At 42.6% G+C, this 22,412-nt stretch carries 15 protein-coding genes; 7 read left to right on the top strand and 8 right to left on the bottom strand.

The window, feature by feature from the left end:
* Positions 1 to 4: 4 nt before the first annotated feature.
* Entirely contained in the window at positions 5 to 850 is an 846-nt protein-coding gene (locus tag JJQ94_RS20055) for a DUF3530 family protein (protein ID WP_099030513.1), read from the bottom strand.
* Between the two features lie 120 nt (positions 851 to 970).
* On the opposite strand from JJQ94_RS20055, the gene JJQ94_RS20050 reads away from it, so the two are divergent.
* On the top strand, positions 971 to 1,906 hold the full coding sequence (locus JJQ94_RS20050) for a DUF368 domain-containing protein (protein WP_099030514.1): 936 nt from the start codon (positions 971 to 973) through the stop codon (positions 1,904 to 1,906).
* A gap of 37 nt (positions 1,907 to 1,943) precedes the next feature.
* Here the strand turns inward: JJQ94_RS20050 and JJQ94_RS20045 are convergent, their stop codons facing one another.
* The gene (locus JJQ94_RS20045) at positions 1,944 to 2,633 is read right to left on the bottom strand and encodes a 2OG-Fe(II) oxygenase (protein ID WP_099030515.1); all 690 of its coding nucleotides are present in this window, start codon (positions 2,631 to 2,633) and stop codon (positions 1,944 to 1,946) included.
* A 145-nt stretch (positions 2,634 to 2,778) separates the two neighbouring features.
* Here JJQ94_RS20045 and nhaD point away from each other — a divergent pair, with 145 nt between their 5' ends.
* Positions 2,779 to 4,227: a sodium:proton antiporter NhaD gene (nhaD, locus tag JJQ94_RS20040; RefSeq protein WP_099030516.1), complete on the top strand. Its 1,449-nt coding sequence runs from the start codon at positions 2,779 to 2,781 to the stop codon at positions 4,225 to 4,227.
* A gap of 58 nt (positions 4,228 to 4,285) precedes the next feature.
* On the opposite strand, the gene JJQ94_RS20035 is transcribed toward nhaD, so the two are convergent.
* The 4 genes from JJQ94_RS20035 to JJQ94_RS20020 form a co-directional block, all read right to left on the bottom strand.
* The gene (locus JJQ94_RS20035) at positions 4,286 to 5,296 is read right to left on the bottom strand and encodes a 6-phosphofructokinase (protein ID WP_099030517.1); all 1,011 of its coding nucleotides are present in this window, start codon (positions 5,294 to 5,296) and stop codon (positions 4,286 to 4,288) included.
* A 152-nt stretch (positions 5,297 to 5,448) separates the two neighbouring features.
* On the bottom strand, positions 5,449 to 5,844 hold the full coding sequence (locus JJQ94_RS20030) for an MmcQ/YjbR family DNA-binding protein (RefSeq protein WP_010374742.1): 396 nt from the start codon (positions 5,842 to 5,844) through the stop codon (positions 5,449 to 5,451).
* Positions 5,845 to 6,667: 823 nt separating this feature from the next.
* On the bottom strand, positions 6,668 to 8,905 hold the full coding sequence (locus JJQ94_RS20025; RefSeq protein ID WP_099030519.1) for a putative bifunctional diguanylate cyclase/phosphodiesterase: 2,238 nt from the start codon (positions 8,903 to 8,905) through the stop codon (positions 6,668 to 6,670).
* Positions 8,906 to 9,169: 264 nt separating this feature from the next.
* Positions 9,170 to 11,839 carry an insulinase family protein gene (locus tag JJQ94_RS20020; RefSeq protein WP_099030520.1) on the bottom strand — a complete coding sequence of 890 codons (2,670 nt, stop codon included), beginning with the start codon at positions 11,837 to 11,839 and terminating at the stop codon, positions 9,170 to 9,172.
* A 286-nt stretch (positions 11,840 to 12,125) separates the two neighbouring features.
* On the opposite strand from JJQ94_RS20020, the gene sixA reads away from it, so the two are divergent.
* From sixA to JJQ94_RS19995, 5 genes are all read left to right on the top strand, one after another.
* On the top strand, positions 12,126 to 12,587 hold the full coding sequence (gene sixA / locus JJQ94_RS20015; protein WP_099030521.1) for a phosphohistidine phosphatase SixA: 462 nt from the start codon (positions 12,126 to 12,128) through the stop codon (positions 12,585 to 12,587).
* 556 nt (positions 12,588 to 13,143) lie between these two features.
* Positions 13,144 to 15,447 (top strand): TonB-dependent receptor, encoded by a 2,304-nt coding sequence (locus JJQ94_RS20010; RefSeq protein ID WP_099030522.1) that lies wholly within the window; start codon positions 13,144 to 13,146, stop codon positions 15,445 to 15,447.
* A gap of 83 nt (positions 15,448 to 15,530) precedes the next feature.
* Complete coding sequence (locus JJQ94_RS20005; protein ID WP_010374748.1) at positions 15,531 to 15,830, top strand: hypothetical protein; 300 nt, start codon at positions 15,531 to 15,533, stop codon at positions 15,828 to 15,830.
* A 27-nt stretch (positions 15,831 to 15,857) separates the two neighbouring features.
* Positions 15,858 to 16,511 (top strand): HAD family hydrolase, encoded by a 654-nt coding sequence (locus JJQ94_RS20000; RefSeq protein WP_099030523.1) that lies wholly within the window; start codon positions 15,858 to 15,860, stop codon positions 16,509 to 16,511.
* 189 nt (positions 16,512 to 16,700) lie between these two features.
* Positions 16,701 to 17,540, top strand: coding sequence for a DNA ligase (locus JJQ94_RS19995; protein WP_099030524.1), 840 nt, complete (start codon positions 16,701 to 16,703; stop codon positions 17,538 to 17,540).
* Positions 17,541 to 17,620: 80 nt separating this feature from the next.
* On the opposite strand, the gene efpL is transcribed toward JJQ94_RS19995, so the two are convergent.
* Both efpL and JJQ94_RS19985 read right to left on the bottom strand, forming a co-directional pair.
* Positions 17,621 to 18,190, bottom strand: coding sequence for an elongation factor P-like protein EfpL (gene efpL, locus JJQ94_RS19990; RefSeq protein ID WP_010606026.1), 570 nt, complete (start codon positions 18,188 to 18,190; stop codon positions 17,621 to 17,623).
* Positions 18,191 to 18,273: 83 nt separating this feature from the next.
* The gene (locus tag JJQ94_RS19985) at positions 18,274 to 19,605 is read right to left on the bottom strand and encodes a tetratricopeptide repeat protein (RefSeq protein ID WP_099030525.1); all 1,332 of its coding nucleotides are present in this window, start codon (positions 19,603 to 19,605) and stop codon (positions 18,274 to 18,276) included.
* Positions 19,606 to 22,412: the final 2,807 nt, after the last annotated feature.

Raw genomic sequence — 22,412 nt, 5'->3', positions numbered from 1 at the left:
AAAACTATAAGACGCGTAAAAAACCGAGTAACTCCTTTCTGAGTCTTTGATGTTGGAGCGGATCGGTTTTTTCTCCAAAAAGCTCTCGTTGGCGATAATCAAATTTACTGTTTTTTCTCGCCCAGCGCGCTCTGTCTGGCGTATTGTCGACCACAATAGGATTGTCAAAACTGTAGTAAACATCCAGTAAAGCAGGGCTTATCAGGGAAAGGTTGGATGCCAAGTGTTTTTGCCGCGTTGCATTAGGCAGTTGTGGGCTAACAACAGCAAAGGCATCGATACGTAGATTGGGCAGGGTTGCTAAGTGCTCACCGAATAAGCCTGCGCTATTACCAAATGCAACAACCACCAACTTTTCTGTTTGAGTGATGGACAGCGTGTTATAAAGCACCTCAAAACGACTGATCAGGGCCATTTTATATTCGTCGAGATTAGATTCTGAAATGGGGGCAAGCGTTTGCTGAGCCGGTTTTTCAACATCGGAGAGCGCGATGTCTTGCTCTAGCAGACTCGGTGCGTAAGAAAGGTCCGGCGGAGTAAGGGTATACGTGTCGTAGCCATCATCGCTTAAGCGTTTTGCAAGAAAGCTTATGCCGCTGTTATTGAGGGGCGGAGTTTGCATGTCTGGTAATAAAATCACGATACCTTCACGAGCGGTTGCCATATATTCTTGATGAAATACATAAAAGCTTTCGTTTTCGCTTTCCAGTTTTATCAATTGCGATGGCTCGTAGAAGCGACTAGCGTCTTGCTGATAAAGAGAACCAAGCGGTGCTGCGTCAATGTGTTCTGCTGCAAAAGTCGTCGCGGGTAAAGCGGTAACAAGTAATAAAAGCGTTCTGATGATCATGGTACAAGCGCGTAAAATATCATAATTGGTTATCGACCCGATAAGCGAAAGCTTTAGCTGTCGCTATTTTTTAGCGTTTTAAGTTAAACTGCTCGGCAGTGGAAATGAAAGGAGAAATTTGTGCAGTATAAAGATAGCAAACGAGACTATCTCTTTATGTTTTTAAAAGGGGCTGGAATGGGGGCTGCGGATGTTGTCCCGGGCGTTTCTGGCGGCACCATTGCTTTTATTACTGGCATCTATGCACGTTTTTTAAATGCCATTAAAAGTGTGAACTTACAGGCTTTGAGCACATTGCGCCGTGACGGCCTAAAAGCAACGTGGCAGCACATTGATGGTAGCTTTTTACTAGCAGTATTTTCTGGTTTGCTAATCAGTGCAGCGTCTTTGGCGAAGGTGATCACTTATTTATTGGAAGCACACCAAACACTGGTATGGTCATTTTTCTTTGGTCTTATCGTCGCTTCTTTTATCTATGTTGCAAAACAGGTCTCTCATTGGAACGGCCAAAATATTATCGCCTGCGCAGTCGGTGCTATCGTAGCCTTTGTTATTACTTCCCTTTCACCAGCTGAAGCGCAAGCATCTCATTGGATGTTTTTTATCTCAGGTGCTATCGCCATTTGCGCGATGATCTTACCTGGGATCTCAGGGAGCTTTATCCTACTGTTGCTGGGTATGTATGGCCATGTACTCAGTGCGGTGAACCAGCTTGAATTTGGCTTAGTGAGTTTATTCTTACTAGGTTGTATCGTGGGGTTAATGTCGTTTTCGCGTCTACTCAGCTGGCTATTGGCGCACTATCAGCAAGTAACGTTCTCGCTACTAGCTGGTTTTTTACTTGGCTCGCTTAATTTATTGTGGCCTTGGAAACAAGTGCTTACGACTTACGTGAATTCCAGTGGTATCGAAAAGCCATTGAGTCAGGCCAATATTTTGCCAGCGCAATACAGTACGCTATACGGTCAAGATCCAAATACGCTGGCATGTATTGCGCTTGCCGTCGCAGGCCTTGCACTGATCTTAACCATTGAAAAGATAAGCGAAAAATATTAATAAAATAGACACCTAGAACAATAGACACGCGTTGAGCTTACGTGTCTATTGTTCTAAACCAACCCGTTACAGAAAGTCGCGGCGCCTTTGCAAATGGCGCGATGTAAGTCACAGAATGAATTTTTCTTACATCAAAAACCACCAGTGAATTAAACTTAGGTGCATAACTTTTAGTGGGTGTGCCATCACGTTCAAAAAACTGCAGTAGCCCGCCCCAGTCAGGGTGCCAACTTTTGCTTAGGCTGAGTACATAGGCATACACCCGGCCCTCAGCTTCAACAATGTCATTATGTCGAGTTAAATACTGACCACCAATAAATCGTGTTGCTTGGGCAGAGGTACGGATAATGTTCTGTCCAGAGATAGCGGAAAAGCAGGACTGTACATCGCTACTATTGAGGTTATTGTAGAGCTTTTTCAGCGCGTCAGGGCTTGTGGACGCTATGGAGTGGCGACCATACATAAATCCAACCCCACGTGATGCATAGCTATGTATATCTTCAAGCAAGGCTTGCTGCTCTTGCGGTGTTAAGGCAAGAATATCACTGTCTTTGACTGATTTTGCAGCCCCGTTATGAAAAAGTGCGAGCTGGTAGTCTAGGTTACAGAGGCACTCATGTAGTTGTTGAGCGTTTGTGTCGTCTAGAATATTTTCAATCCGTGCAAAGCCATCGTTGCTCAATTTTTGCTGTAATTCTGTTTGTTGCTGCTGCGAAAGTTGAAGCATAAATACCTACTGCTGATGTATGGCCTGTTTGTACTAGTGTAAACAGGATGCCTTAGACTTCAGTCCAATGCTGATTACTTTTTATCTATGCTAAAGTGAGTTTGGCTGAAATGCCATCCCTCTGCACTCATCGATAGGCAAAAAAATGAAAATCAATGGACTACTGCTATTCTGTTGCGCATGGGTCATATCCGTGATCCCATCACCAGCCTTGGCGGCTCAAGGCACCTTAGATCTTACCAGCTCGACACTCGGCTTGGTTTGTATTGTTGTCTTCGTTTTAGCATACGCACTTGTAATGCTCGAAGAAAAACTCCATATGCGAAAATCAAAGCCAGTGCTTGTAGCGGCAGGCATCATTTGGCTCATGATTGGGGCGTATTACGTCAATCAGGGACAACCCGATGTTACCGAGCACGCATTTCGGCACAATTTGTTAGAATTTGCGGAGTTGATGTTGTTCTTGCTGGTTGCGATGACTTATATCAACGCGCTAGAGGAGCGCCGCCTTTTTGATGCACTACGAGCGTGGATGATCCAAAAGGGTTTTAGCTATAAAAATCTATTTTGGATCACTGGGTTCTTATCCTTTTTTATTTCTCCAATTGCAGACAACCTAACAACGGCGTTGCTAATGTGTGCCGTGGTGATGAAGGTCGCTGAAGGTGACAAAGAGTTTATCAATTTAAGCTGTATCAATATCGTGATAGCAGCTAATGCCGGCGGTGCATTTAGTCCTTTTGGTGACATTACCACTTTGATGGTATGGCAAGCCGGTATGGTGCATTTCAGCGAATTCTTAGCGCTATTTGTTCCCTCACTGGTCAATTACATCATACCAGCACTCGTAATGAGCTATTTTGTGGCGGATAGAAAGCCGAGTGCAGTTTACGAAAGAGTAGAGCTTAAACGCGGCGCTTTAAGAATTTTAACTTTATTCCTACTGACGGTCGCAACCGCTGTGCTCTCACATAGTTTGCTGCATTTACCACCGGTCCTTGGCATGATGATGGGCCTCGGTTACCTACAGTTTTTTGGTTACTTTCTAAGAATGACATTACCGGGGTCATTAGCACGAAAGCGAGCGATGGCGGAAAGAGAAGGAGATCAAGAGCGTCTCGAGAAGCTAGGAAGTGTTGTGCCATTCGATGTCTTTAGCAAAGTTTCACGCGCTGAGTGGGATACCTTATTATTCTTTTACGGTATCGTTATGTGTGTTGGAGGTCTTGGGTTTCTCGGTTATTTAAATTTAATGTCAGAGATATTATATGGTGAATGGTCTGCAACGTATGCCAACGTATTCTTAGGGATTATTTCCGCGGTCATCGATAACATTCCTGTGATGTTTGCGGTGCTGTCGATGCAACCTGAAATGTCACATGGCCATTGGTTGTTGATCACGCTTACGGCTGGGGTAGGAGGGAGTTTGCTTTCTATTGGCTCGGCGGCAGGTGTAGCGCTCATGGGACAAGCTAGAGGCTATTATACTTTTATGGGGCACTTAAAATGGGCACCCGTGATCTTGCTTGGTTATATCGCGAGTATTTTATGTCACCTGTGGCTTAACGAATCTGCTTTTAGCGTGTTTGGCTAGCGCTTACACAAGGTGTAGTGAGAGTGAATAATAAATATGTGCTTCACTCTCACAGTATTTATTGCTCGGCGAGGTAGTGCTGATATCGTTGCACCCATTCCTGTGATACTGGTTTATCCATATTCAGCACTTTCTCGACTTCAGTAATTACAATTGCACCATGTATTTTTCCTACCATAACAGGCGTCGCAACATCATTGTTTGCTTTGATGCTACCATTAATCACTTCCACGGCCGCTATCCCTAATTCCGTGGCGAGCATTCGATCTTCAACAGATGGTGCCCCACCTCGTTGAATATGCCCTAACACGCAAAGTGCGCAATTGATATCGGCATTGCTATTTAACTCTGTTTTAAGCGCTTGAGCGCCGCCAGGCCATAGATTTTCGGCCAGTATAATCAAAAAGCTGCCGTGCTTATGTTGCTGCTCTATGGCATTTTTGAGATGAGCTAAGACCTGAGAGGTATTCTCTGCCATGCAGTTTTCAAATGAAATGATAGCCTCAGCACCTGTCGCAATGCCCACATGGTAAGCTATATGCCCGTTATGACGACCCATCACCTCGGTGATAAAAACTCGTTCAAAGGCATTTGCGGTATCGCGGATTTTATCTATTGCGGAGGTGGCAGTATTGATGGCTGTGGAAAAACCAATGGTGTTGTCACACCCCGAAAGGTCGTTATCTATAGTACCGGGAATACCAATTAGCTGACCTTGCCACTGAGCTGCTAGCGCCTGCATTCCCCTAAACGAGCCGTCACCACCAATCACGATAAGTACGTCAATATGGATCTTTCTCAGGGCGTTTGCGGCTTGAAGTACGCCTGAGGGTTCTAGCATCGCAGGGCAGCGGGCACTTTTTAGAATTGTGCCACCAAGTTGGGTGATATCGGTGACGGAAACCGCACTTAGCTCGGTGTACTCTTGATTAATTAGACCATTGTAACCATGAAAAAAGCCTAAGCACTGAAATCCAGACCTCAGGGCACTTAACGTGATAGCCCTAATCGCTGAGTTCATACCCGGCGCATCGCCGCCACTTGTCAGTACTGCTATCCTTTTCGTCATGTCGCCACTCTATTATCGCTTGGTTATTCTTTTTGTATAATACCAGAGTGATTTGAAGACAAGTTGATCGACATTAAAGATAGAGATTAAATGCGAGGATGAGGATATAGAAAGGTAAAACGGCATTTAGATCTATCTAAATGCCGTTTTAATTAACGTTGCGTGACTTTGCTAGCAAGTTCTTCACGTTGTGCGGTCGGTAGGTTATCTACGACGATTTGATAAGAATCATCGATCATTTTCTTTATTTCGTCTTCTGGAATAGTGCCATCTAAGATGACGGTGTTCCAAAGACGCTTATTCATGTGATAACCAGGCACAACAGACGAATACTTGTCTCTAAGCAATAATGCTTCGTCAGGGTCGCATTTTACATTTAACCACCAAACAGGTTCACCATTTTCATCTACTTGCCCCTCCTTCCCCTCAGTTAGAGTTGCAAACATTTTATGCTGAACTTTGTACACATCTACGTCTTGCGCAAAAGGCTTAGTGATAAAGGTTGCAGGCTTGGCCTGCAAATATTCATGTACGCTTTTCTGATCCATAGCCCGTGTCCTTGAAGTAACAGTTAATACTACATGAGAGTAAGTTTAGCAGCTCTTGTGATAATACTGTAATCGTCTATCAGTAAAAACTATCAGAAAGTCTATACTATGGCGTTATAACGCAGACAATTATTGAATAACTGACCGTTTTATATCGGTTTAACTCACAGTTGACGATTAAAATAAGTACAGTGTGTAAAAGCACTAAAATTTCAGTCGTCTACAATATTAGAAAAGCTAACTTTTAATTTCCAGTTAAGGACTAAGTTGGCTTCACAAATTATGCTAAAAATACACTCATAACCTAGGTGGACTAAGCTAGGAAATCATTGCCAGTTGACCGTAAAAAATTTCCCACTTGTCTCTGTTTCCCAAATTAGGAAAAGTTACGGCATAACATCCCTTGTGCAATGCTATACCTCTAAACAGTCCGCTATTAAATTAAATAATACAAAAATATGCAACAATAATTTCTTCATTGATTAAATATTAAACGTTGTGTAGACTCATCGGCCGCATTAGTAAATAGTATCGAAATGTGATGTTTCTTTCCTAATAAAGAATGTTTTAGTTTTCTTATTGAATTAAAAAAACTGAGGAGTATCAGTGGCTTTTGGAATAATTTCAGTTTTATGTGCGATGGTAATGTATATTCAAACTCTATGGACTGGAATGCCAAGAAAACGCTGGTTAAGTTTGGCCGTAGTAACAGGCCCCGCGGCGTTAATTCTGTTTCGAGTGCACTATCGCAGAGCGTGGATGCGTCGCTGCGCAAATTTAGTTAGTTGGAAAGCGTAAAGTGGTTAGGCCAAGTGAAATAGGGCTATTGCACGAGCTGTAGGTTTGGCTTTTCACTCGGGGTGTGTTGCTTTAAAAATTGTTCAAATTCCCTGCTTGAAAGCGGTTTTGAATAGTAATAGCCCTGAACTGTTTGGCAGTTTAGCTGCTCTAAAATATTGAGTTGTTCTTCATTTTCAACCCCTTCAGCAACAACGTGAAGATCCAAGTTATGCGCGATAGTGACAATAGAGTCCACCATGTTTCTACCGCGCTCGTTACCCATATCATCGATAAATGCCTTATCGACCTTGAGTGTATTCAGCGGAAATTGCTTGAGATAAGCCAGTGACGAATAGCCAGTACCAAAGTCGTCCATGGCTAAGTGTATCCCTCTAGCACTAAGTGAGCGCATTATCGAAATTGCTTCTTTTGGATCGTCCATCACCGTTCCTTCTGTGATTTCTAACTCAAGAAAATAAGAAGGAAGTTGATTTTTTTGCAAGATAATGTCGATACGAGTGGTGAGATCCGGCAAGCTAAACTGTTTTGCTGATAAATTAACCGCAACTCTGCCATTGAACAGTCCTTTATCAATCCAGCGCTTCACATCACGGCATGCTTTGTCTAAAACGACTTCACCAATTTCGATGATCTGTCCGGTTTCTTCTGCGATAGGGATGAATACACCAGGACTTATCACCCCCTTTTTTGGGGTAATGAAACGGACTAGCGCTTCCATGCCAACCAGCTCGCCGGTTTTAATATTCATTTTTGGCTGATAGTAGACAACAAAGTGATCTTCTTTCAGACCATAACGCATCAGGTTTTCAATTTGCAGACGCTTAACCGCTTGCTCGTTCATGGAATCATTAAAGAATAAATAATGGTTACCCTTTTGTTTAGCATGATACATAGCCGTATCTGCATTTTTCAGCAGACTTTCAGGAGACTTACCATCTTCAGGGCACAGTACAATTCCAACAGAAGAGGTGATCACTAACTCGTGATTAGCAATTTTAAAAGGTGTCGCAATCGCCGCTAGAAATTGTTTTGCTGTACGTGTAATAGTGTGAATATCATTGGTGCCTGAAATCACCAGTGCAAATTCGTCACCACCTAGTCGGTAGAAGGTATCTTGTTGGCGAGCAAGTTTATTTAGCCGCATTGCCAGTTTCGCAAGTAGCGTATCACCTAACTGGTGGCCTAGCGAATCGTTGATCTTTTTAAAGTTATCTAAGTCAAAGACAAGTAGAGCATGGTGCGTCCCTTGTAATGACAACTTTTGTAAATTGGTAAAGAACAGATTGCGATTGGGAAGACCTGTCGTACGATCGCGATTAGATAAATTGTGGAGTTGAGACTCTGCTTTTTTACGCTCGGTTAAATCAGAGTAAACAACCACATAGTTACTGATCTGACCGTGGTTATTTTTAATTTCATCAATCGTAATTTCGATTGGTAAGAGTACGTCTGCCGCATTACGAAGTTTGAGCTCTTCTTGCCAATGCTCTGTTTGTTTAAGCTGAGCCTTTACCTGAGCAACAAACTTATTGTCATAGCCTGGTAAGCTAAAATGTTTATTTAGATAATGTTCTCGTTGACCACCAAATAATTTAAGGTAGCTCGGATTTAGGTCGACCAAATTATAGTGTCGGTCATAAATTGCGATCGCGTCAGTAAGTGATTCAACACATTTTGCAAACAGGTTTAGCCTTTCCTCGGTGCTCTTAAAGTGGCTGATATCGCGAACCGTACCAGTCATTCTTAAGGGATTGAGGTTAGCATCTTTCTCGATAATTTTGCCTCGGTCTAACACCCAGTGATACTGGCCTAATTCATCTTTAATACGATAGCTTGCTTCAAAGAATGGTGTCTTTTCTGCGAAGTGCTGTTTCATCAGCTTTTCAACGATTAATAGGTCTTGTGGGTGGATCCTATGCTGGTTGGGGATGACGCTTCCAGGCTTCGCAGAGTTCATGCCGTATTTGTCGTTGATCCGAACAATCTCACCTGATTGAATATTCCAGTCCCATAGCGTATCGCCACTGCCTTCAATCGTACTTTTAAATCGTTGTTCTGAGTGCTTAAGTTGAAGAGTGGATTTTTTGAGTTGGTGATTTGACCAAACTAAGTAAGGAATGCTGAGCAGAGCAATCACGCATGGTACGAGCCAAGCTAACTGGGCACCTGTTAATACACTTGTGTCACTGGCGTAAATTACATGCGGAGTCAGTGATAAAAGTAGTGCATTGATTGTTATTGTTTTTATTTTTAGGCTCATATAATGCGTAATTCATAACTGCAATCTCTAATCTAAATCAAGCCATTGTAGTAGTCAAAAGGAAAACGTTGATTAAGGGGAAATTCAGGTTAATTGCGGTTTTTCACAACAGCGAAACAAAGTTTCAGATTAAATTCATTGTGCTAACGAGTATGGTTGCGTATTTTTTGAACTTTGATTAGGTCTCAAATGACTGGACTAGGTGAGAAAAGTCTCATTAGGCATTCAAAAGTTTGATAAGCACTCCTTGCTTACTCTAAAACGCTAATTACACTTTAAAATCAGTCGTGGAGCATTTGGCTCTAACATCTTATCTATATAAGTAAGGATGTCTTCTAATTCCAAGTCGGCCAAAGCTTGGATTAATCTTTGTTGCATATCAAACTGGTGAAAGTCATTGGTAATTGAAATCCACAAACGCTGCGCCCTTAGCCTTAGATTTTTGTCTTGCTCCGATATATGTAGCAACAAGCTTTCTTTCGAACGTTGCCAACTCACTTCATCGAGCTGATGCAATTGTTTGGAAAAGTGCTTAAGAAATTGGTTGTGTCGTGCAAGTAGGTGTTCACTATCAAAGTTGGGAGATTGAATATAAAAAGCGATACCTGCACGTGTATTGAATGGTGCATACCCAGCGCCAACTAAATAACCAAGTTGTTCCTTTGTTCTTAATTGCTCAAAATAATCTTGATTAATGAGATTATTAATCGCCATCATGGTGACTTTTTCTTTAACGGAATCGGTACGTGATTGAAAATATTCAATGAAGGCATAATCACTGCCTTCGCGTTCGATATGTTGTTCCGTTAATTTCGTCAACTCGTTTAAGGGACGTTTTAAATCTTCTAAAATTTCGCTACTTGAAAATAGCCCGTGCACTGATGTTTTTAATTTTTCAGCATGTTTTAGTTGCCAGTTGCCATGCATGAAAGCTTTGACATGAATGGCTGAAAAAAACTGCTTTCGAAATAGTTGAAATTCGTTAAAGCTAGCACTTTTAAGTGCGCTGGCTAAGTCTTCAGGACTTGGGTTCCAGGGCATTAAATGCGCACCAAGTCGGCTAAACAGTTCGCTAACAGGCTTATTCTTATTGTGATTCTTCCAATGGCGGATAAGTTGCTTTTTATATTCCGCAAAGCGAGCTGCATGGATTGGTTGATTCAGTAGCGCCTCGACTAGCTCTAAAACCAAGGTGATTTGATTACCAGTAAGCCCTGCGGTGTGAAGTGTTAAGCCACCTTGATGGGAATTAATATGATAACTAAGCCCTGCTAATTCTGCGCTATAAAAACGCTCAGCGACCGCATCCATAAAGAGATCGGCAAACAGGCGAGAGAGTGCCATATGCTTGTGACAGGTGACGGACGGGGCGGAATCTATTTCGAGATAAAAATGCCCTTTGGTGACTCTAAAAGTCAAATCCTGCTTAAACCAAAATTCAAATCCAGGCTGATCAGCTAGACGGATCGGCGTATCCTGTTCACTCTCTACATCATGAAGTGGATTTTTTGCGCTGAGGTATGGATTAATTAGTGGCAGCGACATTTGTGGCAAAGGCATATGCACATTATAGAGCGACTCAATCCAATCTTTGGCTATTGGCGAGACACTGTATGGTGTGTTGTACCACTTGGCCTTTTTATTTACCTCCACGTTAGGGTGGATAAGCACAAGGCGCATATTGGTAGGGCACAAATGCATCAGTAGTTTTTCGTGCTGCTCTTGAGAAAAGCCATCCATGCGATAATCACCATAGAGAAAATCTTCTTCCTCATAGTGGTGCATATTCACGCTGATTGAATTTACCCAGTCTAACATGCGGCCGACTTCTTGGTTATCGAACGCGATATCCAGTAAAGTACTTTTGTCTTGATAAAGGCGTGGTAGTGCGGCGGTATTTTGCTTAATTAATGCGATGTACTCGAACAGCATTTCCACTATGTCTTCATAGTATTCAATCCCTTCATCGGTAAGTGCAAAGCTGATATTAAAATCTCTGAAATTACTGCCCGTGATCCCACCACCTGCCGATAGTGCATTGATCCAACCTTGTGACTTGAGGATAGAATACAGTGAGCCTTTACCTTCATACCCTAACAAATGGGCTAAAAAGCTCACACTTTTATGGCGGTATAAATCGGTAGGGTTGGGCATAGCAAAACTGACAATAAGTTTTTGCATATGTTTTCTAGGCTTTATTTGCAGTTCTAGCTGCAGGTCTTGTTCTCGGTACATAGGCGCTTGGATCGCTGGTTTTTGCGCTTTGCTGCCAACAATTTTTGTAAAAGGTGAGCAAAAGGTCGCAAGTGTAGCCAGCGGTTGTGGTGCAGCTATCACCAAAGTCATCCATTGGGCCTGATAGTATTGATTGAAAAACGCTCGTAATTCACTGGCGATATTACCATTACGATCTGCGAGAGTGTCTCGGGTACCAACAGAAAACTTGGCAAAAGGATGCTGAGGATTGATAGTTTCTTTATGAACTTGATAGATGCGACGGCCATCATCTTTGATTTTCATCTTAAACTCGGCATCGATAGCTTCACGCTCTTTTTCGGTATCGCTTTCGCTCAGTAGTGGAGACACAAAGAATTGGCTAAAGCGTTCTAACGCTTCGTCTAGTTGTTCGGCGTCGCAGTCAAAGTAATAGCTTGAATGCTCAGTACCTGTCCATGCGTTGCTTTGACCACCATATTGACTAATAAATTGAGAAAAGCCACCTGAATCAGGGTGCTCTGCAGTACCAAGGAATAGCATATGCTCCAAAAAGTGCGCCATCCCTTGACGCGTTTCTGGGTCATCAAAGTGGCCGACATTAACTGTTAATGATACGGCGCACTTAGCAGTTGAATCGTCATTGATCAACAAGACTCTAAGACCATTGTCCAGTGTTAGTAATTGGTACTGCCGACTATCATTATTACTCAGTTTCAATATGCTGCTGCCGATAAATTAGTTAAAAGATAACTGAAGGTAATTAGAATTTCATTTCATGTTAATCCTTCATTTGTTTTAATATAGCGAACAAACCAGTGAGATAGCTACCGGTTTAGAAGAAAATAATATCCAGCTGCATATATTGAGAAGTCAGCAAGCATAAGATCCGCTGTTGTGAGTGGTACAAAAGGGAAAGACCATTAGCGACAATAGTTTAAATGCGGATCTCATCGCGCTTAAGTAAATATATGTAGGATGATATAAATAGAAGGTGCTGAACAGTATGAAGACTATCTTGATAATGCGTCATGGTGAGGCTGAGCCTATGCAGGCTGATGATGCGAGTAGAAACTTAACCGAGCATGGCCTAAAGCAAGCCAAGGATATGGGGCTGTGGTTGAAACAGTACTTTGAGATAGATGCCGCTTTAATCAGTCCGTTTACCAGAGCGCAGCAAACCGCGGAGCAAGTGCTTGCACTTCAAACTCCCAAATTTGTTGAAACCTGTTCAGACATAGTACCGAGTGGATCCGCACACACGGCTATCGATTATTTAGAAACACTTATCTCTATGTATCCAACACACCAAACCTGGATTTTAGTCGCACATATGCCAATAGTTAGTTACTTGGTAGACCGTTTGTGCCCGGATACAATGCCTATCTTCTCGACTGCCGCGGTAGCTATAATTGAATACAATGAACAGACTGGCCGCGCTGAATTCACATCGATGCAGTTACCTTAAACCTTTTATTCATAATTAACATAGAAAGGCTAAAACTTCCCTTTAATCGGTCTAATGTCCTCTTTTTAATTTTGTTTGAACTTTATCATTACACCGGTGTCATATCATTGGCATTGCAATCATGGTTTCCGATATGGTCAATACGTTTGTTTGGGCGCAAATTTGTATTGTTTAGGTAACCGGCACAGTTTCGACCACTGTGTTATGGTTCTGTTATCGGTAAAGTTGTTTTTTGGAACTTATATACCATTAAGTTTAAAGGACAATTGTCCGCCTTTTTGTGTTTTTTGTTGCTAAATGTCGTAAACTGTCAGCTAACGTCGCTGAAAGTTGCAAAAAAATTGATTTTTTAGTTCGGTTTATAAAGCAAAGTAGAAATTACCTGCTATAATTACCGCCGTCTCGTTCAGCCTTACAAAGTTGTATCGCACTCTCGACTGTAAGGTCCGCGTTATTATATTCAAATCGCGAAAAATTGAACGTTCACGCCTAAGTGAAACGGCGCCCAAATTTTAAACCGTTGAACAAAGAGTGCACTAAAAGGTCGAAAACCAACATGAAAGCAATGAAAAGATCTACGTTAGCTACCCTTATTAATGCTACGTTGTTCTCTGCTGTGGCAGGTACTTCATTTTCTGCACTTGCTGAAGAAGAGCAAGCCAAAAAAAATCAACTAGAAGTTATTCAAATTACCGCACGTAAACGTGTTGAAAACGCGCAGGAAGTACCTGTGTCTGTTTCAGCGCTTCAAGGTGATAACTTGAATGCTTACAGCTCAGCGGGTATGGACATTCGCTTTATGAATGCGAAGATCCCAAGTTTATCAGTAGAATCTTCGTTTGGTCGTACTTTCCCACGTTTTTACGTACGTGGATTAGGTAACACAGACTTCGATCTAAATGCTTCTCAACCTGTATCTTTGGTTGTTGATGAAGTGGTTCAAGAAAACCCTATTCTAAAAGGCTTCCCTGTATTCGATATTGCACGTATTGAAGTATTACGTGGTCCTCAGGGCACGCTATTCGGTCGCAACACGCCAGCAGGTCTTGTTAAATTTGACACAGTTAGACCAAGCCAAGAGTTTGATGGCTATGCTGCTGTTTCTTATGGTAGCCGCGGTGCGGTAGACTTTGAAGGCGCAGTAGGCGGCTCAGTAACTGACCGTGTATCAACGCGTATTTCTGCATTGTGGCAGGAACAAGAAGATTATATCGATGTAAAAGCGCCAGGCTTCGAGAAAGAAGATTCTCTAGGTGGTTACAGCGAGCAAGCTGTTCGTGTTCAATTCCTATATGAAGGCGATGATTTTAACGGCCTACTTAACTACCACTATCGCGACTTAGATGGTCGTCCAATTGCATTTCGTGCGAATCTAATCGAGAAAGGCACAAACAATATTAACCCATTGTACGATAACGATGTGGTTTATCACGATGCGGCTTCTCGTTCAACGCAGCAAGTAGAGACTCAAGGTTTAAGTTTAAAGCTTGAATGGGATTTATCTGAGCATACTATAACATCAATTACTGCTTGGGAAAGTGCTGAAATCTACTCTCGTGCAGACGTTGATGGTGGTTACGGCCCAAATAGTGCTGGCGTTTCAGGTCCTGGTTTGATTATTTTCACTTCTGAAACAGCTGATGTTATTCCTGAGCACAACCAATATACGCAAGAGCTTCGTTTATCAAGCAACTTCTCTGGCGACTATAACTATCAGGTAGGTCTTTTCTTATTTGAAGAAGATCTCATGATTGAAAGCTACAGCTTCGATACGAATGGTTATGATGCTGCGTATGCCCAATATGGCGTGCAAAATGGTTACGCTTACCAAGATCAAGATACATCGGCATGGGCGGTATTCGGCTCTTTTGATTACACTGTATCTGATGATTTAAAAGTAACTGCTGGTCTGCGTTATTCTGACGATGAGAAAGAGTTTTATGCTCAGCGTACTAAAAACCCAACGCCTTGGAATGGTTCTCCTGACGTACTTGATGGCACCGCTAATCCAAGCGATAGCCACGTAAGTTGGGATTTAAGTGCCACTTACAAGCTAACTGATGACGTAAACTTGTTTGGTCGCGTGGCTAACGGTTTCCGTGCACCAAGTGTTCAAGGTCGTATTTTGTTCGGTGATGAAGTGACTGTCGCTAAGTCAGAAACTACCAACTCGATTGAGGCTGGTATTAAGTCTGATGTACTTGATGGCCAAGGCCGCGTAAACGCGACGGTATTTTACTATCAGATGGATGACCAACAGCTAACGGCTGTAGGTGGTGGATCGAATTTCAACCGCTTAGTGAATGCTGATAAAACAACTGGTTATGGTTTCGAACTCGATACAGAGTGGGTGTTAACGGATGAGCTAAATGCAACGTTTAACCTAAGCTATAACAAAACTGAGTTGGAAGATAATAACTTAGCAGTAGCTGTTTGTGCGCAGTGTACCGTGACGGACCCAACCTATATAATTGAGGGTGCTAACGGTCCAGAAGCTCGAGCAATTTTGGACGGTAACAGCCTACCTCACGCTCCTGAGTGGATTGCAAACGCAACTCTTCGCTACACGAAAGAGTTAGAAAACGGCGAGTTCTTCGTATATGGTGACATGTCTTACCGTAGCGAGATCGACTTCTTCTTGTATAAATCAGTAGAGTTTGAAGGTGAAGCGTTGTTTGAAACAGGTCTACGTGCTGGTTATATGTGGTCTGAAGGCGATAACGAATATGAAGTATCTGCTTTTGTTCGTAACCTATTTGACGAGCAAGTGGTTATCGGTGGTGTAGATTTCAATAACAACACCGGTATGCTAAATGAAGCACGCTTCATTGGTGCTGAATTCAAAGTGAAATTCTTCTAATTCACGCTACAGTGATTATAATAGAGTAACTAAAGCCCGCATTAAGCGGGCTTTTTAATGAAATTTTTATGTTAGGAGTGGATATGTCAGGTTTTTGGAATTATCGAGTGATATATTGTGAAGCAACGAAAGACGAAGCGGCTTTATATCAAATCCATGAAGTGGAATATAACTTAAATGGTAAGGTAACGAATTGGTCTGAAACAGGGGCTGCACCTTTTGGTCGTTCGATGGAAGAATTGCAAGCGGATGCAGATAGACTGAAGTCAGCTTTCGATAAGCCAATTCTAAAAGTGATTAGACAGCCACGAGGCTATACATTAGTTGAAGTTGATAGCGGTGAAGAAGCTACTGCTGAGCCACCAGCAGGGATCAACGGTTAATTAATACAACCAAATTAAGGAGTGTAAATGCGTTTTCAGGCAGTTTTATTTGATTTTGACGGTACATTAGTTGATTCAGAAGCACTCCATTACCAAAGTTGGATGAAGGTGTTAGCCCCGTATCTGGTTACTTATACGGAGCATGATTTTTGTGATGAGTTTTCTGGTGTGCCAACGCTTAAAACCGCGCATATTCTTAAAGAAAGGCACCAACTTGCGCCTTCTGCCCGCGATTTATGTGATGAAAAAAATGTTGTCTTTGTCGCAACCGCTGCGGAAGTACTCCCTAAGTTAATGCATTTTGCAAAGCAAGTGGTTGAATTAACCTCAGCGCGTTGTCCAATCGCACTCGTGACAGGAAGTAGCAAAGCAGAAGCGCTTCCTGTTTTACAACATTATCGGTTACTAGAGTTATTCTCTGTCATTGTGTGCAAAGACGATGTCGAACAGCCAAAGCCTCATCCAGAACCTTATCGTAAAGCGCTCGCTGCGCTAAACATTGCGCCACACGAAGCCGTGGCAATAGAAGACACCTGTACAGGACTCACCTCCGCCAAAGAAGCCGGGTTAACCGCGGTTGTCGTGCCAAATATGCACTCTAATAAACAAGATTTAAGTCTTGCTGATCATTCATTTACCGATCTCGAAGCGGTTTTTAACTGGCTTTGCCCTGAAAGATAATGCCAATTGGTATAAACAGGGCATGTTGAGTCAAAGCTTGTTCGATTTTACAAACGTCGATTCTTGTGTAATCTTTAAGTGTGAAATTTGTTAACTTTTAATATCAGTGAATCTAAACGGCTCATCAGTATACCAATCGGCATTGGTGAAGAGCACTGGTATTAACTATCCACTGCAAAGGATTATGCTATGCGATACGTACCATTCTTGTTCTGTCTTTTTTTAGGCTTTTCCAATCTTCTTTATGGAAGTGAAACCCACACAAAAATCCAACTTGCTTCGGTATATCAAGGCGATGAAGATATTTCTAATTACTTTGTTAGTGAGAAATTTGATGGTGTGAGGGCTATTTGGGATGGCTCGCAACTGCGTACGCGTGGTGGTCATTTAATTAAGGCACCAGACTGGTTTACGCAGGGGCTACCTGATACATGGTTAGACGGCGAGTTGTGGGCTGGGTACAATAACTTCGCTTTTGTGAGCGCGATTGCAAGGCGCCATTCGCCTAATAATGAGCACTGGCGTCAAGTGACTTATTATGTATTTGATGCGCCAAATTCTACAGAAATATTCTCTCAGCGTCATGAGCGTTACTTAAGCCTACTAAGCCATATTGAGTTATCGCACATTAAGCCCGTCAAGCAGCTATCATTTGGCTCCGTTGATGAGCTAAACGACTATTATCATGGTGTCTTAAAGCGAGGCGGTGAAGGGGTTATTTTGCATGCTAAAAATGCCAAGCACGAAGATGGAAGAACAACCAACGTATTAAAATACAAGCCGTACCTTGATGACGAAGCCATCGTGATTAAGCATTTACCCGGCAAGGGAAAGTACCAAGGGATGATGGGATCGCTACTGGTGAGAGATGAACAAGGTATGGAGTTTAAAATTGGGTCGGGGTTTAGCGACGAAGAGCGCGCATCACCACCACCGATTGGTAGCCAAATTACCTATCGATATCAAGGATATACTAAGTTTGGTAAACCGCGTTTCGCGCGATTTTTAAGAGTAAGGCCAAAATTATAGAAAGCTACTACGGCAAAGAAAGTTTGGGGATTTTTAGACGCTAGCGAGCACTACGGCTCGCTATCAAAAGTGCAATGGACTTATTCTGCACGGCCCATGAACTTAGATTCAGCAGTGTTGATCTTAATTTTGTCACCGCTTGAAATATGCTCAGGAACTTGAACAACAAGGCCAGTCGTTAATGTCGCAGGCTTTGTTCTAGCACTAGCAGATGCACCCTTGATTGAAGGAGAAGTATCTTCAATCACAAGCTCTACGCTTGAAGGCAAGTCGATAGAAACAGGCATGCCCTGAACCACGACGATAGATAGACCTTTCGTTGATTCATCGATAAATAACAATTGCTCAGCAATAGACTCTTTATTCAGGTGGTATGGCGTGTAGTCTTCATCATCCATAAACACATATTCATCACCATCTACATATGAAAGCATTGCAGGGCGGCGGTTAAGATCTGCAAGTGTCAGCATTTCTTCCGCTTTAAAAGTTTCATCTACTTTAGAGTTATCTACTACATCGTACATACGCATACGGTATAGGCTACCACCAGCGCGACCTTGTGGTACTGAGCGCTCAATGTCACGAACAATCATTACGCGGCCGTTATACTCGATCGCGGCATGTTTTTTTATTTCACTTGCCTTTGGCATAGCTTAATTCCTAATACAAATAAAGTTGGCACAATATAATCATTTTTCGGCTTTTTGGCGAGTTTCAAAACTCATTCTGAGCCTCAAATACCGTATAAAGTCGTCATTTCTGAGTACTTGATCCCAAAGTGCTGGTCAAACCAACGGTTGATATAGTCATGCTCAGGTTCAAGCTTGGCACAGCGTAGAATATTTTCACCTTTATTGGTGCCAAGTGCCTGTCCGCAGTAATTTTGCTTCCAAGTTAGCGTAAGATCTTGAGAGAATTTTTTGAGTAATTCGTCAAAGGTCTTTTCTGTTATCTGTGAAAGATTGAGAAAGTCGGGAGACAGCGGGGTGATATCAAGTTGCTCAAAATCAGCCTGATGCGCACGGGTTTTATTATGCTTACTATCGCTTGCACTGCCTTTGATATAACGATGGGCTAAACTCGCCTCATAATTAACGTTGATATCAAATTTCTCATCGTAGATGGTCACCGGGTAAGTGAACTCTCTTGTGACTTCTACGGTGTGCGTCTTATCTGAGTTATTTGGGTCTGGTCGTTCAACTTCCTGTTGATAATGCTTACGTTGAATATATTGATTGCTAGTGCGGTAATAGTCTGCATCTGCATATAACTCTAATGAAAGCTGTTGACTGCCATCACTATCAAACCAGAGGCTATTATTAAATGCCGTATTTAGGCTTGAGATAAATGTGCCATATTGTCCTCTGATTGAGTTGCCAAAGCGCAAGCCAATATCGACACGATCTCGTATGTTCATCGCAAAATAACGACTTTTATCTTGGTTATCTACACGTAAACGTTTTGGAGTTTGCCACGCTAGACAGTATTTTTCCGTGAAACTTTTTAAATAGAAGCGCTGCCCACTGACCTGTCCTGCAAGTTCATCACACTTTTTCTGAGCTTGCGTTCTTAGCGTGTCATAGTGGGTGCTCATGGCGCTTGCTAATTGCGCATTACTGATCAGATGGCGATAGTTATGTTCAAACAGCTTAAACTTATCGGGGTAGGGCGTATTTGAGAGTGAACGGGCTTCGTCGAGTAGCCATTGCCTCGCGTAATCCAGTTCTTCTCTTTGGGTATTTGCCATCGCGCCGGTCGGCTTCATTTGCCATTGTGCTTGGTTCTCTACGATTTCTTCTAGCCTAGTTGCAGCAGCGGTGTAGTTATTTGCTAAGCGCAGCATACGTACATCGATAAGACCTTTATCTATAAGCTTATCTCGTGCCAGTGTTAAGCCTTGTTTCGCTTCAAGATCCTCAGGGTCTTCCGCGAGTGCTTGTGAATAATATTCAGCAGCTTGGCGGTACATTCCCGCTTCGTAAAGTTTATTACCTTTATAAACTAGCGATTTACAGCCGCTAATAGCAGCCAATATTGCAATGATGATGGCGGTTTTCTTGATCATAATATCATTCCATTCGCGCAAAAAGTTCCATAAGCACAGTTATTGATTTTAGTATCCATTCGCTTAACGTACAGGCGCACCCGTTCCTAAGCTTTTAACAGGCTTATAATACAGGGTTCTGGCGAAATCTACATCACTGAATTGTTAAGATTTTGTTTTGGGTAATATTGAATCATTATGCTCAACGTAGCCTAAAAGTTCAGCTGCTTAAGTAAGAGCCGAGCTCACAAACAACCGCATTTTCCCTTCATCACACCCGAGAAGCGCATGGATGCGCTTTGATATTAAACATGGAGGTTTATGTTGCTAACGGCTGGTAGCTCGAAATTTATCGTGAAGTCAGCCTGTCCTCCTGACAGGTTTCGACGCCCATCCATGGGCTACGACATACTTTTCTTTGATGCCCAAAGAACAAGTATGCAAAAGAAAGGGCACTCCCAACATCACCCTGACTCCTCAAGTAAATCGCCAATATGAACGTCACCGCAGTATTGGTTTATTGTCCTCCTGACAGGTTTCGACGCCCATCCATGGGCTACGACATACTTTTCTTTGATGCCCAAAGAAAAGTATGCAAAAGAAAAGGCACTCCCAACATCACACTGACTCCTCAAATAAATTGCCAATATGAACGTCACCGCTGTGTAAGGGACATCCCTGTCCCTGTCACAGCTTTTCACGCATCCATGCGTTGAAATGACTCATTGGCAATTTACTTTCGGGTGTGATGAGGGAGACATACTGTGCTGAAAAGTTTTTTTGGTGATTGCAAGCAAATTTGCTGCTTTGAGAGAAAAACCAGAACGCACGGTCAATATCACACCAGAAAAACATAACTTCTCGGCGGGTGAACCGCCTCCCACAAAACGATTTAGACTGTTAATTAGGAGTTCACACCGATCGTTTTTGTGGTGCTTGTAAGCTAATCAGCTACTTTACTGGTTTACTGGATAAAACCGGAACTAACAGACAGCGCGATTCCCCTCCATCACACCCGAAAAGCATAAGCTGATATGCAATGTGCCGACAGGATGTCGGCCAAGTCTTGTCAGGCACAAGGACGTGCCTTACAAGGCGGTTGCGATACCAATTGTATTAGGTAAATGAGCAATTTGAAGCGGAGAAATAGCTTTAGTAGCTAGGCAAAAATTTTGCTATTTAGTTGTTCTAAATGAGAAATTTTTAACGACGCTAATATGGTATTTCACCCTTCAAATTGATTGGAGACTTAGTGCAATTGGTATTATATATCGGCTTAGGGTTTGAGGATTAAGTGTGATGCTGGGGCGACGTTTTCTTGGTTCGCTCGATCGCGTCGTTTCAAAAGAATGAACGAGAAGCGCATGGATGCGCTTTGATATTAAACATGGAGGTTTATGTTGCTAACGGCTGATAGCTCGAAATTTATCGTGAAGTCAGCCTGTCCTCCTGACTGGTTTCGACGCCCATCCATGGGCTACGACTTACTTTTCTTTGATGCCCAAAGAATCGTTGCGCAAAAGAAAGGGCACTCCCAACATCACACTGACTCCTCAAGCAAATTGCCAATATGAACGTCACCGCGGTGTAAGGGCCATCCTTGGCCCTGTCACCGCTTTTCACGCATCCATGCGTTAAAATGACTCATTGGCAATTTACTTTCGGGTGTGATGAGGGAGGAAAACGGTGCTGATAGTGTTGTTTGGTGCTTGCAAGTTAATCAGTTGCTTTAGTAGATAAAACCAGAAACAACGGTCAATACCACGCCCGAAAAGCGTAACTTCTCGGCGGGTGAACCGCCTCCCACAAAACGATTTAGACTGTTAATTAGGAGTTCACACCGATCGTTTTTGTGGTGCTTGTAAGCTAATCAGCTACTTTACTGGTTTACTGGTTTACTGGATAAAACCGGAACTAACAGACAGCGCGATTCCCCTCCATCACACCCGAAAAGCATAAGCTGATATGCAATGTGCCGACAGGATGTCGGCCAAGTCTTGTCTGGCACACGGACGTGCCTTACAAGACGGTTGCGATACCAATTGTATTAGGTAAATGAGCAATTTGAAGCGGAGAAATAGCTTTAGTAGCTAGGCAAAAATTTTGCTATTTAGTTGTTCTAAATGAGAAATTTTTAACGACGCTAATATGGTATTTCACCCTTCAAATTGATTGGAGACTTAGTGCAATTGGTATTATATATCGGCTTAGGGTTTGAGGATTGAGTGTGATGCTGGGGCGACGTTTTCTTGGTTCGTTCTTTTTCGTCGTTTAAAAAGAATGAACGAGGAGCGCATGGATGCGCTTTGATATTAAACATGGAGGTTTATGTTGCTAACGGCTGGTAGCTCGAAATTTATCGTAAAGTCAGCCTGTCCTCCTGACAGGTTTCGACGCCCATCCATGGGCTACGACTTACTTTTCTTTGATGCCCAAAGAATCGTTGCGCAAAAGAAAGGGCACTCCCAACATCACACTGACTCCTCAAGTAAATCGCCAATATGAACGTCACCGCAGTGTAAGGGCCATCCTTGGCCCTGTCACCGCTTCTCACGCATCCATGCGTTGAAAAATGACTCATTGGCAATTTACTTTCGGGTGTGATGAGGGAGGAAAACGGTGCTGAGAGCTTTTTTGGTGCTTGTAAGCTAATCGGCTGCTTTAGTAGATAAAACCAGAAACAACAGTCAATACCACGCCCGAAAAGCGTAACTTCTCGGCGGGTGAACCGCCTCCCACAAAACGATTCAGACTGTGAGTTAGGAGGCTACGCTGATAGTTTTTGTAACCCTTGCAAACAGCTTTATCGCAAAAATCGTAGAAGATCT

This window comes from Pseudoalteromonas sp. GCY (assembly GCF_016695175.1).
GTDB lineage: Bacteria > Pseudomonadota > Gammaproteobacteria > Enterobacterales > Alteromonadaceae > Pseudoalteromonas.
The sequence above is the reverse complement of the archived record's forward strand: the minus strand, read 5'-3'. Positions and strand labels throughout refer to the sequence as shown.